Source organism: Paraeggerthella sp. Marseille-Q4926, assembly GCF_916618935.1.
GTDB classification, from domain to species: domain Bacteria; phylum Actinomycetota; class Coriobacteriia; order Coriobacteriales; family Eggerthellaceae; genus Paraeggerthella; species Paraeggerthella hominis.
The window spans coordinates 168,592-181,444 of record NZ_CAKAKF010000001.1 but is presented as its reverse complement, the minus strand read 5'-3'; the positions used below and the strand labels follow the sequence as shown (position 1 = coordinate 181,444).

At 62.2% G+C, this 12,853-nt stretch carries 12 protein-coding genes; 5 read left to right on the top strand and 7 right to left on the bottom strand.

Annotated features, from left to right (window positions below; translation table 11 throughout):
• The first annotated feature begins 1,084 nt into the window (after positions 1–1,084).
• Both LG373_RS00765 and LG373_RS00760 read left to right on the top strand, forming a co-directional pair.
• Complete coding sequence (locus LG373_RS00765) at positions 1,085–1,351, top strand: DUF4160 domain-containing protein (protein WP_216529096.1); 267 nt, start codon at positions 1,085–1,087, stop codon at positions 1,349–1,351.
• 10 nt (positions 1,352–1,361) lie between these two features.
• Positions 1,362–1,910 carry a DUF2442 domain-containing protein gene (locus LG373_RS00760; RefSeq protein ID WP_225748710.1) on the top strand — a complete coding sequence of 183 codons (549 nt, stop codon included), beginning with the start codon at positions 1,362–1,364 and terminating at the stop codon, positions 1,908–1,910.
• Here the strand turns inward: LG373_RS00760 and dxr are convergent.
• The 6 genes from dxr to LG373_RS00730 all read right to left on the bottom strand — a co-directional run bounded on the left by dxr (position 1,907) and on the right by LG373_RS00730 (position 8,108).
• Complete coding sequence (gene dxr, locus LG373_RS00755) at positions 1,907–3,196, bottom strand: 1-deoxy-D-xylulose-5-phosphate reductoisomerase (protein ID WP_225748709.1); 1,290 nt, start codon at positions 3,194–3,196, stop codon at positions 1,907–1,909. The two genes, LG373_RS00760 and dxr, sit on opposite strands and share 4 nt — an antisense overlap.
• Positions 3,197–3,269: 73 nt before the next feature.
• Complete coding sequence (locus LG373_RS00750) at positions 3,270–4,199, bottom strand: phosphatidate cytidylyltransferase (protein ID WP_114567094.1); 930 nt, start codon at positions 4,197–4,199, stop codon at positions 3,270–3,272.
• Positions 4,200–4,979, bottom strand: coding sequence for an isoprenyl transferase (locus tag LG373_RS00745; protein ID WP_114567095.1), 780 nt, complete (start codon positions 4,977–4,979; stop codon positions 4,200–4,202).
• A gap of 79 nt (positions 4,980–5,058) precedes the next feature.
• Positions 5,059–5,616 (bottom strand): ribosome recycling factor, encoded by a 558-nt coding sequence (gene frr, locus LG373_RS00740; RefSeq protein ID WP_114567096.1) that lies wholly within the window; start codon positions 5,614–5,616, stop codon positions 5,059–5,061.
• An 83-nt stretch (positions 5,617–5,699) separates the two neighbouring features.
• Positions 5,700–6,416 carry a UMP kinase gene (gene pyrH / locus LG373_RS00735; RefSeq protein ID WP_114567097.1) on the bottom strand — a complete coding sequence of 239 codons (717 nt, stop codon included), beginning with the start codon at positions 6,414–6,416 and terminating at the stop codon, positions 5,700–5,702.
• Between the two features lie 252 nt (positions 6,417–6,668).
• On the bottom strand, positions 6,669–8,108 hold the full coding sequence (locus tag LG373_RS00730) for a S1C family serine protease (protein ID WP_216529094.1): 1,440 nt from the start codon (positions 8,106–8,108) through the stop codon (positions 6,669–6,671).
• Positions 8,109–8,453: 345 nt separating this feature from the next.
• Here LG373_RS00730 and LG373_RS00725 point away from each other — a divergent pair, with 345 nt between their 5' ends.
• The 3 genes from LG373_RS00725 to LG373_RS00715 are packed head-to-tail and all read left to right on the top strand — an operon-like array spanning position 8,454 to position 11,624.
• Positions 8,454–9,005 carry a D-alanyl-D-alanine carboxypeptidase gene (locus LG373_RS00725; RefSeq protein ID WP_216529093.1) on the top strand — a complete coding sequence of 184 codons (552 nt, stop codon included), beginning with the start codon at positions 8,454–8,456 and terminating at the stop codon, positions 9,003–9,005.
• Positions 9,006–9,007: 2 nt separating this feature from the next.
• Positions 9,008–10,195, top strand: coding sequence for an iron-containing alcohol dehydrogenase (locus LG373_RS00720; RefSeq protein WP_216529092.1), 1,188 nt, complete (start codon positions 9,008–9,010; stop codon positions 10,193–10,195).
• Between the two features lie 19 nt (positions 10,196–10,214).
• Positions 10,215–11,624, top strand: a complete 1,410-nt coding sequence (locus LG373_RS00715) for an aldehyde dehydrogenase (RefSeq protein ID WP_216529091.1) — start codon at positions 10,215–10,217, stop codon at positions 11,622–11,624.
• Between the two features lie 211 nt (positions 11,625–11,835).
• Here LG373_RS00715 and LG373_RS00710 read toward each other — a convergent pair whose 3' ends face one another.
• A complete protein-coding gene (locus LG373_RS00710; RefSeq protein ID WP_216529090.1) occupies positions 11,836–12,645 on the bottom strand; it encodes a MerR family transcriptional regulator in 810 nt (269 codons plus the stop codon).
• Positions 12,646–12,853 lie beyond the last annotated feature (208 nt).

Genomic DNA, 12,853 nt, shown 5'->3' with positions numbered 1-12,853 from the left:
AACCCACGAACCTGCCGCGAAATCTTCGCGAGCAAACCCGACGCCAGTACGCCGCATTGCTCCCACGGCAGCGTTCGCGCATTCCCGACGCAACCTCCAACCCGGCAAAAAGAGCCGGTTCGAGACAACTCCAGGATAGCGCCGACAGATCCGCGCGGTCACATGCACGCTCGAGCGATTCGACAACCGCAGCGACATCGGCTATCGCTTCGATTTCGGCAAGGCGAGTCGCCCGAACGAAGAAGCCTACGAAGTCAGTGTCGGCATGCTGGAGTGGATGGCGGAGGCGCTTGGCTCGACGCCCGCTCGCAGCCGCCTTGACGGTGCGCCCGGCGCGGCCATGCCCGCACTTGCGCGCCCGAGCGCTCGCGGACCCGTGCGCTCGCGGGCTCGCACGCTTGCGGGCTCGCGCGCTTGCGGACCCGTGCACTTGCGGGCTCGTGCGCTCGCGGGCTCGTGCGCTTGCGGGCTCGCACGCTCGATTCTTCTCGAAATGTTGCGGTCGAAGGGTACGTCAAGACCCGCCCGTTAACAGTGGGCATCTGCGACCAGGCAAAACTCACGACCGTATTCAACGCCGCCTTTCTGCATGTCCTTCGAACGCAACATTTGGGAAAGAATCGCACAGAGAGCAAGCTCGGCCCGATCAACCTTCGCCGACCGCAGGCAAGGCAACTATCGACTTCGGCGCGCTACATCGTTTTCCACTGCGGCGCGCATGCGTACCCATTGCGGTTTCCACCGTGGCGGGCGCACGTGCACACGCTGCAGATCCGGGTTGACAAAGGGAGCGTTTCAGCGCTTTGACCTGGCTTGTTGCGCTCAACGGCCAATATCCGGGCAACGCGCGCTGGATTCCTGCTAGGTTTTGGCTATATTCCGAACAGGTTTCTGCTAGATGCGCGTTGGAACCGCGCTAGATCCGCGCTGGAACCAGCCAAGAAACGAGCAAGCTCCACGATAGATCGCGCAAGCATTTCGCTGGACGCACGTCATCTACGCGCAAGATGCCGCAGCTAAGATAGTACCAGCGGATCCGCACAACGAAATACAAGCCTCCATCGAGAAATCGAAAGGGCAACACATGCCTGAGATCAGCTTTTTCTACGGGATCAAAATTATGATTTACCACGAATCGAACGCCCCGCATCACAAGCCGCACTTTCACGCTTCCTACGGCGAATACGAAGCGGTATACTCGACCGAAGGGGACCTGCTTGCAGGTTGCCTTCCCCCGCGCCAGGCGAAACTCGTCGTAGCTTGGGCGGCTCTTCACATGCAGGAGCTTGATGACAATTGGTATTTAGCCAGCTCAAACAGCACCTGCTTCCGCATCGATCCGTTGGTTTGAGGAGGACGCGATGAAGTGGCATCTCGACAAGCACATCATTGACTTCGGGTTACTCGAAAACGGCTCGATCGTCATCGACTGGAACGATGGGAGGCGAAGCGTATTCGATCCAAGCCCTTATCTTAAGAATGATTTTATGGGCGAGTTGACCAACCGGGAGTATTTCGAAACCGCTTACGCACTAGGCCACGGACGGGGCATAGCCTGGCCAAGAAGCCAAGACTTCGGGGCCGGTTTTCTATACAACGAGTCTTCGACCGTCGAACGAGAAGAACCGCTGCCCCCGCGAGGACGGCAAATGGTGTGGAATCCCGATAAACGTATCGAACAGGTACGGCCTTGCCCTGAAGGCGACAAGATCCTTACTAGCTGGAACGACGGAAGTTCGCGCATTTTCAGCACATGGGCCCATGCATCCAGCGATAGCATAGGCAAGCTTGTCGATCGAGATTACTTCGCGCAAGCAAAGGTGTCGCCCAAGCAAGATGCGGTGATCTGGCCCGATGGGATGGATTTTCCCGCCAAAACGCTATACGAACAGGCTGCGTTGGCGGACTAGCGAGCTTCGATCCATCGACGCGCTTCCTGGCGAGCCCAAGCATCCACGGCCTCCAGCTGATCAAGGCTCTCGACCCGTTGAACGCCGTTGCGCTCGTGCACGTCCATGACGGCTTCGACGCATTCCGCAATGCCCAAATAGGTTCCCTCTTCGGCCAAGAACGCGGCGACTGCAACTTCGTTCGCGGCGTTCATGACGCACGGCAGCGTACCGCCCGTACGCCCCGCATGATACGCCAGGTCAAGGCAACAGAACGTATCGGTGTCGGGCGCGGCGAACTCCAGCGTGCCCAGCGTGCGGAAGTCGAGCGGCGCAACCGGAGCGTCCCAGCGCTCAGGATACGACAGCGCGAACTGGATGGGAATGCGCATGTCGGTGGTGCCGAGGTGCGCCTTCACGCTGCCGTCGGAAAACTCCACCATGGAATGGATGGCGCTTTGAGGCTGCACCACCACTTCGATCTTGTCATAGGGCATCGCGAACAAATGATGGGCCTCTATGACCTCGAGCCCCTTGTTCATAAGCGTGGACGAGTCGATTGATATTTTCGCGCCCATGTTCCAGGTGGGGTGAGCCAGGGCTTGAGCAGGCGTGATGCAAGCCAGATCGGCACGCGTGCGTCCGCGGAACGGGCCGCCCGAAGCGGTCACCCACAGCTTCGACACCTCGCGCGCGTCCTCGCCGAGCAGGCACTGGTAGATTGCCCCATGCTCGGAATCGATGGGCATGAGCGCCCCCGCAGGACCCTGCGCAGGTGCCGTTCCCGCAGCTCGACGTTGGGCGTCAACCTGCGCAGCCAGGGGCATGATGAGGTCGCCGCCCACTACAAGGGACTCCTTGTTCGCCAGAGCAAGAACCTTGCCTGCCGCCAACGCTTCATGGCTTGCGCGCAAACCGGCTGCTCCCACCAGGGCGTTCACCACGATATCCGCCTCGGGAAGACTCGCCAAGCGCGCAACGGCCTGGGCACCGAACCCCAGCGCTCCTTCGCCGCCGGCTTCGCGGCGCGCAACGGCCTGGGCAAGCGTAGACGATGCGCTCGGTGCGGGCTGCGCGCTCTCGCGCACCAGGGCCGCCAGGTCGTCGGCAACCGCCTCGCCTTTCAAACGCTCGTCGCCTACCGCCACGTGACGCACCCCGAACTCCCGAGCCTGAGCCAAAAGCTCGTCCGCTCGCGAATGCACCGCCAACGCAATAACCTCAAGCTGGTCCGCATGCCTGCGCACCACGTCGAGCGTTTGCGTGCCGATAGAACCCGTAGAGCCCAGAACAACGATGCGTTTCACGTACGCCTCCTATCAGAGCGTTCAGTCACCAAGTCGTTCGCGGTGCCAGCAAAGGCGGCCGCGTCGCCCGCCCCTAGAAAAGAGGAACGGGAAACGGAATGCAGCCTCCCCCGACCAAAAGGATGGCCGAAGTCACGGCCACCAAGAACAGCGAGTCGCATCGATCGAGCAAGCCGCCGTGGCCCGGCATGATGCTCCCGGAGTCCTTGAAGCCAGAATTGCGCTTGATGCGGCTTTCAGCCAAATCGCCAAGCACGCCCATCAATCCGCTGATCAGGCCAAACACGATAGCTTGAGGAATGGACATGACCACGCCCGGAATAAACGTCATCAAGCACCAGAACACGGCCGATCCCACCAAGCCGGCAATGAAGCCCTCCCAGCTTTTCTTGGGGCTGGTCCGCGGAGCCAGCTTGTGCTTGCCGAACTTGCTGCCCACCAAATAAGCGAACGAGTCGTTGGCCCACACGCTCAAGAACACGCCCAGGGCCAGCACGCCGCCCCACGGCTGGGGAAGCGCCGTGCGGATGACCACCAGACCGGACAGCAGCATGCCGCAGTACGCCGCGCCGAAAAAGCTCACGCCCACGTCGGGAACGCGCGCCCGCATCCAGAACACGTACCACACGATCAACGCCAGAAGCAGCGCCATGCTGACGTACAGCGCCCCGTTCAATCCCAAGAAAAACACGCTGAGCGGGTACAGCATGGCCGCGATGATGCCAAGCATCTCATTGGGAAGCTTCGCATCGGAACGCAGCATATAGTAGAACTCGCCCGCCGTGATGCCGGCCGTGGCGACCAAGAACGCAACCGTGGTCCACTCGCTTGCCAAAATGCACACCACGGACAGTGCCACGTACACGAAGCCCGTGCGAAACCGCACCTGGAGGTCCGTGGCGTTCTTCAGCTTCTTGGGCGTCTTTCCGTACGCGAAGTCCTTGATGCGCTCGGTGCGCTTGCGATCATCGTTGGCCGACTGATCGCCGGGCCGCTCGTCCACTTACTTCACCGCCCCGAACCGTCGATCGCGCCCCTGGTACTCAAGCAGCGAACGCAGCAACTCGTACCGGTTGAAGTCGGGCCACAGAACGTCGGTGCACACGAATTCCGAATACGCGATCTGCCACAGCAGGAAGTTCGATACGCGCATTTCGCCGCTCGTGCGAATAAGCAGGTCGGGATCGGGAATGTCGGCGGTATACAGATGGCGAGCGAACGACTCCTCGGTAAGCTCCTCGGGCGCGCGACCGTCGCGCATCGCGTCATGAGCCTCGTCCATGTACGAGCGGACGGCGTCGAGCAGCTCCTGACGACCGCCGTAGTTCACCGCCACGACCAGGGTCATGCCGTCGTTGTCCTTCGTTTTCTCCCATGCTTTCGCGAACGCGTCACGCGTCTTCTTCGGAAGCGCATCGGTCTGCCCGATGGTCATGACCCGAACGTGCTCTTCGTGCAAGCCGTCCACTTCAGCCAGCATAGTGGTTGCGAACAGGTTCATCAGGCCGATGACCTCTTCCTGCGGACGGCGCCAGTTCTCGGACGAGAACGAATAGATGGTTAGGTAGCGAACGCCCACGTCGGACGCGCAGCGGATGGTCTCGCGCACCGCCTCGATGCCGGCTTTGTGGCCGAACAGGCGATTCTTGCCGCGCTCTTTCGCCCATCGACCGTTGCCGTCCATGATGACGGCCACGTGCTGGGGAACCGCCGCAGGGTCAAGCTGCGTCGGATCCAGGTCCGCCGGCGGATGGGGAAATATGTAATCCAAGGGCTTATTCACGCTACCACCTCACAAAAGACGAGAAAGCCGACGATCGCGCGATCGTCGGCTTCGGAGATTTATCCCAGCTTGCGCCGAGTTAAATCTCCATCACCTCGGCTTCTTTCTTCTTGAAAGCCTCGTCCACCTCGGCGACGTACTTGTCGGTGAGCTTCTGGACTTCAGCCTGGGCACGACGCTCGTCGTCTTCGGGAAGGTTGTCCTCTTTGACCGAGCGCTCGATGGCGGCATTGGCGTCCTGACGGGCCTTGCGCACGCCGACGCGCGCCTCCTCGGCGTAGCCCTTGCACTGCTTCACCAGATCGCGGCGACGTTCCTCGGTAAGCGTGGGGAACGGCAGGCGAATGACCGAGCCGTCGTTCGAGGGCGTCACGCCCAGATCGCTGGCCAGGATGGCCTGCTCGATGGCGCCCAGCACGCCTTTGTCCCACGGCTCGATGACCAGCATGTGCGCGTCGGGAGCCTTGACGCCCGCCATCTGGTTGACCGGCGTCGGCACGCCGTAGTAGTCCACCCTGATGCGATCGAGCACCATGGCGTTCGCGCGTCCCGTGCGCACAGCGGAGAAGTTGTTGCCCAGCGAATGGAGCACGCCTTGCATGCGCTCCTCAGCTTGCAGCATGATATCGTCGATCATTCCGATTCCTTTCAACCTGCTTCTTGCAATACGCTCGTCGCGCGAGCGCTACGTGCGTTCGTTCGTTCGTTCGTTCGTTGACCTTATTCTACCGTGGTTCCGACGTTTTCGCCCTTCAAAGCCCGCGAAATGTTTCCGCTTACCGTCAGGTCGAACACGATCATGGGCACGCTGTTGTCCATGCACAGCGAAGTCGCCGTGGAATCCATGACGTTGAGGCCCTGCGACAGCACGTCCATGTAGCTGATGCGATCGTAGCGCTTGGCATCCGGATTCTTCTTGGGATCGCTGTCGTACACGCCGTCGACCTTCGTAGCCTTCATGAGCACGTCCACGTCCAGTTCGCACGCGCGCAGGGCGGCCGTGGTGTCAGTGGTGAAGTACGGGTTGCCCGTGCCGGCGGCCAAAATGACCACGCGGCCCTTCTCCATGTGGCGGATGGCGCGACGGCGAATGTAGGGCTCGGAAACTTCCTGCATGTTGATGGCGCTTTGCACGCGCGAGAAAATGCCGTGGCGCTCGAACGCGTCCTGCAGGGCCAGCGAGTTCATGACCGTGGCCAGCATGCCGATGTAGTCGGCCTGCGCGCGGTCCATGCCCTCGGCCGATCCGGCCAGGCCGCGGAAGATGTTGCCGCCGCCCACCACCACGGCAAGCTGCACGCCGTCGCGCACGATGTCGGCAATCTGGTCGGCCAGGTCGTCGACCACCTTGGGATCGATACCGTAGCCAACATCCCCCGCCAGCGCTTCGCCGGACAGTTTGAGCAGCACGCGCTTGTACCGATACTCTTCAGACATAGACTCTATCCTCTCGGTGGTCGTTCATTGCTTTGAATTTAGCCTATCTATAGTACCTGAAAAAGAAACGGCCGCGTAGTCAACGCGGCCGTTTTCAGGCATTTCACGCAAAGGACAAACCAAAAAACACCGCCGAGAAGCCTTGCCCTCGCGCGTTTCGGCACTCGGTTTCGCAGAAGCGACCGCACGAGCCTCGACGGAAAAGCGGCCCCCGCTTCACATGCAGGGGCCGCTAGAAACCGCCGTCAGCTCTTAGGCCGCGCTTTGCTGCGACTCGCCGCTACTGCCGCCGAACAGGCGCTCAAGCATGGACTCCTTCGAAGTGGAGCTGTTCTGCTGCGTGGTGGCAGCCTGCGAGGACTCGTCGGATCCCAGCGTGACCTCGATCTGCTTCGTCTCGCCGTTGCGGTTCACGTCAAGCGAAACCTTGTCGCCGGGGTTCTTGGCGCGAACGGCCAGCATGAGATCGCTTGCCGAGGCAACGTCCTTGCCGTCGAACTTGGTGATGATGTCGCCCGCTTGCAAGCCAGCCTCCGCCGCGCCGGAGCCGGGATTCACGGCGGCAACGTACGCGCCGCTGTCAACCGACAGGCCGTAACGCTTGGCGTTCTGCGAGTTCACCGTGGACATGGACACACCAAGCTGCGCATGGGTCGGGGTCTTGCCATCGATGATCTGCTGGGCGATGTTGACCGCGTAGTTCACCGGGATGGCGAACCCGACGCCGGAGTAGTTGCCGGAGTTCGACGTGATCAGGGTGTTGATGCCGATCAGCTTGCCCTCGGCGTCAACAAGCGCGCCGCCGGAGTTGCCAGGGTTGATGGCCGCATCGGTTTGGATCATGTTCGGGTAGATGGTCACTTCGCCCGACCCACCCTGCTGGGCGCTGCTGTTCATGATCTGAGAGCGGCTGGTGGCCGACACGATGCCCGTGGCAACGGACTGCTCCAAACCGAAGGGGCTGCCGATGGTCATAACCCATTCGCCGATAGTCAGGTTGTCGGAGTCGCCAATTGCCATCGGCGTCAGGTCGGTTGCATCCTTAGCCTTGACAACGGCCAGGTCGGAGCTGGGATCGCTCCCAACAACTTGGGCATCGTACGTGTTGCCGCCTACGGTCACCTTGAGCGCGTCGGCGCCCTGGACCACGTGGTAGTTCGTCACGATGTAGCCGTCCTTGGTCAGCACGACGCCGCTGCCCAGCGACGACTGCGTCAGCGTGGACTCGGAAGACCCGCTCACGCCGTAGCCGTACAGCCCCATGCCGGACTGGCTGGTGTACACGTCGATGGCCGCTACGGAAGGCAGGGATTTGCTGGCCACGGCCTCGGCCAGGGTCACGCTTTCCCCTTCGGCGTTGATGACGCTGCCGCTCGACGATCCGATTTGGGCAGAAGAGCTCCCGTCACCGGAAGACGAGCCTGCGGTCGAGGCTTGCCAGATGCCGAACCCGCCCAACCCGATGACGCAGGCAAGGGCCGCTCCGGCAAATGCAACGCCGAACGTCCGGCCGGCGCTGGACTTGGCCTGAGGCGTCGACGGCACGGCGGTGTGCTGCGCCGCGGCATACCCATGACCCGGCTGCTGGTAGTAAGGTTGCTGTCCCGCAGGAGCAACGTGCTGGGCGCGCTCGTCGCCCGGCTTCGGCGGCAAGGGGCTGCCGCTCGGGGTGGTTCCATTGGTTTCGCTCATATGCTTCACGCTCCTTTATTTCGTATCGCGATCGCTCGTCTTACGTACTGCTTGTAACGCGGTCACCTTAGCACGCCAAGCTTCTGATCTGGGTCGCTTGCACTCAATCGTCATCTTCGCGTCATGGAATTACACCGATTGGTGTACGTACCGAAACCAAGCCGTACACTGGCGGGTGCAAAGGCGCCAACGAAGCGGGAGCCGACCGCGCCGCGCCCGCAGCGCAAGCGCCAACCGCCCGATCGCACGGTGCGGCGCGCCCCGAAAAGCACTCTTCCCTCCGCATTCGGCAACGGCGCGGTATGATACGAGCAACGCCGGCAAACCCCTATCGAAGGAGCGCGTATGGATCGACCCTCCCAACCGCATCGCACCCTGGCCCAGCGCGTGCAAGAGCTGTACATCCGCATCCTGTTGCGCCTGCTCCCCTTGCTGATTTCGCTGTTTCGCCGCGTATCGAAGCGCATCCAAGCAGAAATAGACTACCTGGAGCCCGGCTGCACCTTCATGTTGACCGTCGACGGAACCGAGCTGGCATGCGCGTGCCGGCGCACCGACAGCGGATCGTTCAAGCGCGTGTCGCCGAGCGCCCTTGCGCGGGACGTGGAACCGGGAAGCGGCCTGGCCAGCGCGAACGAGCAGGCCGTCACCGTGGATTACGTGATCGCGTTTCGGTCGTCGGCCTACGCGTTCGCCTGCTTCTCCGGCGGCATGACGCTGCAGGACGCGCTTGCGCAGCGCGCGTTCTCGACTCGCGGCCCCAACAGCACGGGCGTGGCCCTGACCTACCTGTTCACCGCGCTGCTGAAAATGTTCTTCGGCTGGCGCGCAGCCTACCGAATCTCAAAGCCCGCCGTCAAACCGCTCCCCCGCCCGGCGGAGCCTTGGAAAGGATAGCCATGCAAGGTTTCGAATTCAGCTGCCCCACCAAAATCGTCTGCGGCCAGCACGCGTTGGACAAGCTTCCCGGGGAACTCTCCGACCGCGGCGTCAAGCACCCGCTGGTCATGACCGACGCCGGGCTGGTGAAGCTGGGCGTTTCCGCGAAGCTCACCGACGTGCTGGACGCCGCCGGCGTAGCCTACGACGTGTTCGACCAGGTGCCGCCCGACTCGTCGATGGACGTGGTGAACCAGGTGGCGCAGCTGTACGCGCAACGCGGATGCGACGGGTTCGTGGCCATCGGCGGCGGATCGGTCATCGACACCACGAAGGGCGCCGCAGCCTCGCTTGCCTGCGAGGGCGTCGACTTCGCCACCTTGCAAGGCGCGGAGATCCTGCAAAACGACATGCCGCCTTTCATCGCCGTTCCCACCACGGCCGGCACCGGCAGCGAAGTGACGCTGGTGGCCGTGGTGGCCGACACGCGCAAGCACGCGAAGCTGTCGTTCACGTCCTACAAGCTGGTGCCGCACGTAGCCGTGCTGGATCCCGCGCTGACCGCGTCGCTGCCACCGAAGCTGACCGCGACCACGGGCATGGACGCGCTCACGCACGCCGTCGAAGCGTACACGTCCATCCAAAAGAACCCCGTGTCCGACGCGTTCGCCGTGAAGGCGATCGAGCTGATCTCGCAGAACCTGCCAACAGCGTGCCGCGACGGCGGCAACGTGGAAGCGCGCACCAACCTTGCGCTCGGATCGCTCATGGCCGGCGCCGCGTTCAGCAACGCCATGGTGGGCATCGTGCATGCCATCGGGCATTCGCTGGGCGGACTGTGCCATATCCCTCATGGGCAGGCCATGATGATGCTGCTTCCCCACTGCGTTGCGTACAACCTGGACACGGGCACGCACGCCGGCCTGTACGGGGAGCTGCTGCCGTACCTGGCGCCGGCCCGCGCGGCGTCCTTAGGCGCGAACGCGTCGAGCGACGCTCGCGACGGGGCCTTCTGCGAGCACCTGTTCGCGCTTAACGACCTGTACCACGACTCCTACGGCGTACCGCTCAAGCTGTCTGAAATGGGCGTGGAACGCGACCAGCTGGAAGCGGTGGCGAAGCAGGCGCGCTACGACGGCGCCGCGCTTTACAACAAGACCGAGATCACCGTGGATGTTGCGATGCGCATCCTGGAAGCCGCCTACTAAGAGGAAAGCGAAGGACCCCATGACCAGCACACCCGCCTTCCAAAACGTTGCCGACGTCGAAGCTCAAGCGCGCAGGATGCACGACTTCTTCCAAACGGGAGCCACGCTGCAGGTGGAATACCGCCGCCAAGCGCTCGTCAAGCTGAAAAGCTACCTCAAGGAAAACGAGGAGCGCATTTTGGACGCGCTTCACGCCGACCTGGGAAAAGCCCCGTTCGAAGGCTACGCAACCGAGCTGGGCATCGTCTACGACGAGATCAACACCTGTCTGAAGCACCTGAGCTCATGGGCGCGGCCGCGCCGCGTGCGCACCCCTATCGTGCACTTCCACTCCACTTCGAAAGTGTATCCGAGCCCCTTGGGCGTGGTGCTGGTGCTGTCGCCGTGGAACTACCCCGTGCAACTGGCGCTTGTGCCGCTGGTGGACGCCATCGCGGCCGGCAACTGCGTGGCGCTCAAGCCTTCCCGCACGTCAAAGGCCACAAGCGAGCTTTTGATCGACCTGTTGGCCAACGTGTTCCCGCCCGAGTTCGTGTGCGGGTTCCCCGGTTCGGGAGCCATGAACGACTGGCTTCTGGAGGTGCGCTGGGACCAGATATTCTTCACCGGCAGCCCGAACGTGGGGCACACTATTATGGAAGCGGCGGCCAAGCACCTGACGCCCGTCGTGCTGGAGCTGGGCGGCAAGAGCCCCTGCATCGTGGACGAAACGGCCAACGTGAAGCGAGCGGCGCAGCGCATCGCTTGGGGCAAGGGGATCAACAGCGGGCAAACTTGCGTGGCGCCCGACTACTTCCTGGTGCACGAACACGTGGCGGACGACTTCGTGGCCCAGCTGGACGCATGCTTCCATCAATACTACGGCCAGGACATCCTCGCATGCGACGAATGGCCGCACATGATATCGCAGCGCCACTTCGAACGCGTCATGGGGCTGATCGAGAACCGCAATCCGGACGCATCCGTGGCGTTCGGCGGCAACGGCGATGCCGCCACGCTGCGCATAGAGCCCACGTGCCTGCGCGGGGTGACGCTCGACGATCCCGTCATGAACGAGGAAATCTTCGGACCCGTGCTGCCCATTCTTACGTACCGCTCGCTTGACCAGGCCTTCGACATCGTGCGCACGTTCGAGAAACCGCTGGCCTGCTACGTGTTCTCCGACGATAAGCAGGTGCAGCACCGCGTGCTTACCCGTCTGCAATTCGGCGGTGCCACGGTGAACGACGTGGTTGTTCACCTGGCGAACAACCACATGGGCTTCGGCGGCGTGGGCAACTCCGGCATGGGCGCGTATCACGGCAAAGTGGGCTTCGACTGCTTCACGCACTACAAGTCCACCCTCAAGAAGGGCACGTGGCTCGAGCTTCCCATCCGCAACCCACCCTTCGGTGACAAGATAAAGCTGCTGAGAATGCTGATGAGGTAAGCCCTCCAAGGCTCCAAGAGGGTGCGTCGAGAAAGCGCGACGCACCCTGCACGACGCGCTGTTCGACAAAACAACGAGCCTTCCGGCGAATAACCTGGGCGAACGCATCCCGCGCAAGCCGCAAAAAAGCCGAGGGGGGGGGTCGCAGCCCGGTCAGCCGAATCCCAGCAAGAACCTCAAGCGTCCAACCCCGCAAGCTCGCGAAGCATGCCTACTTATTCTCTACCGGCACCTGAATCTCGGTGAGCCAATCGGACTCGTTTTCGCAGTTCCAGATGCCATCGATGTAACTCTCGCGGGCAAGACCGGTCACGCGGTAGCCATTGCGCTCGACCCATTCCATCGCGAACGCATAGGCGCGCGACAGATCGGCGTAGGGCCCGCGATGCATCACGGACGCAACGGTGACGGCCGGTGCCTCCTCGAACACGATGCCGTTGCCTTCCACGTCGAACTCCTCGACGGCCTCGCTGTACTTGATGGTGATGTCGCGCTCCTTGTACTCACCGTCGAGGTACGTGATGAAGCAGTACTCGGGCGAGGCGCACTTGAGGTTCGGGTTCGCCGCCATCACGGCACGACCGAGGGCCGGAATCACCTCGAAGTACGCGGAAAAGTCCGGAACGGTCATTGTTTTCGAGAACACGATGCAGCTAGGAATGTCTTTGATCGTTGCCTGATAGTCCATGGTGAACCCCTTTTCTTCGTCTGAAAGCATGAATGCGATGCGCGCAAGACGATCCTTGCGCGCGTTGAGTTCCCGCTCGATCCGATCGCGGCGCCGCGCGAGTATGGGACGAGGATCGGCGCCGCCCACGATAGCGGCCACCTCGTCGATGCTCAGACCCGCTTGCCTGAGCGCCTGGATCCGATGCAGATCGGCAAGCTGGCCCGTGGCGTACAAACGGTAGCCTGTCACCCCATCCACCGCAGCCGGACGCAGCAGTCCAATACGATCGTAATGATGCAGCGTCTTGATAGTGGTTTTGCCCATCTTCGAGAACTCTCCGATGTAGAACATGTATGTCACCTCCTTCTCATCGCATTCAACAGCCTCCTGCAAGGGGAGGGTCAAGGGGCTGATTCGAAATGGTATCACGCACGCCGAAGCGAAAGACAGCCCGCAACGCTCGGCACAGGATTGAAGGGGTTTCGCGACGAGCGAAACGATTCGGCATCGCGCAACGTGTTCGAGGTGAAGAGGTTCCGCGAACGTCTTTCAGGCTGTT

What these genes read in the sequence shown, in the direction of transcription:
- LG373_RS00765 (WP_216529096.1), top strand. Translation starts at nt 1,085, where the DNA reads ATGCCTGAGATCAGCTTTTTCTACGGGATCAAAATTATGATTTACCAC.
- LG373_RS00760 (WP_225748710.1), top strand. Translation starts at nt 1,362, where the DNA reads ATGAAGTGGCATCTCGACAAGCACATCATTGACTTCGGGTTACTCGAA.
- frr (WP_114567096.1), bottom strand. Translation starts at nt 5,616, where the DNA reads ATGATCGACGATATCATGCTGCAAGCTGAGGAGCGCATGCAAGGCGTG.
- pyrH (WP_114567097.1), bottom strand. Translation starts at nt 6,416, where the DNA reads ATGTCTGAAGAGTATCGGTACAAGCGCGTGCTGCTCAAACTGTCCGGC.
- LG373_RS00730 (WP_216529094.1), bottom strand. Translation starts at nt 8,108, where the DNA reads ATGAGCGAAACCAATGGAACCACCCCGAGCGGCAGCCCCTTGCCGCCG.
- LG373_RS00725 (WP_216529093.1), top strand. Translation starts at nt 8,454, where the DNA reads ATGGATCGACCCTCCCAACCGCATCGCACCCTGGCCCAGCGCGTGCAA.
- LG373_RS00720 (WP_216529092.1), top strand. Translation starts at nt 9,008, where the DNA reads ATGCAAGGTTTCGAATTCAGCTGCCCCACCAAAATCGTCTGCGGCCAG.
- LG373_RS00715 (WP_216529091.1), top strand. Translation starts at nt 10,215, where the DNA reads ATGACCAGCACACCCGCCTTCCAAAACGTTGCCGACGTCGAAGCTCAA.
- LG373_RS00710 (WP_216529090.1), bottom strand. Translation starts at nt 12,645, where the DNA reads ATGTTCTACATCGGAGAGTTCTCGAAGATGGGCAAAACCACTATCAAG.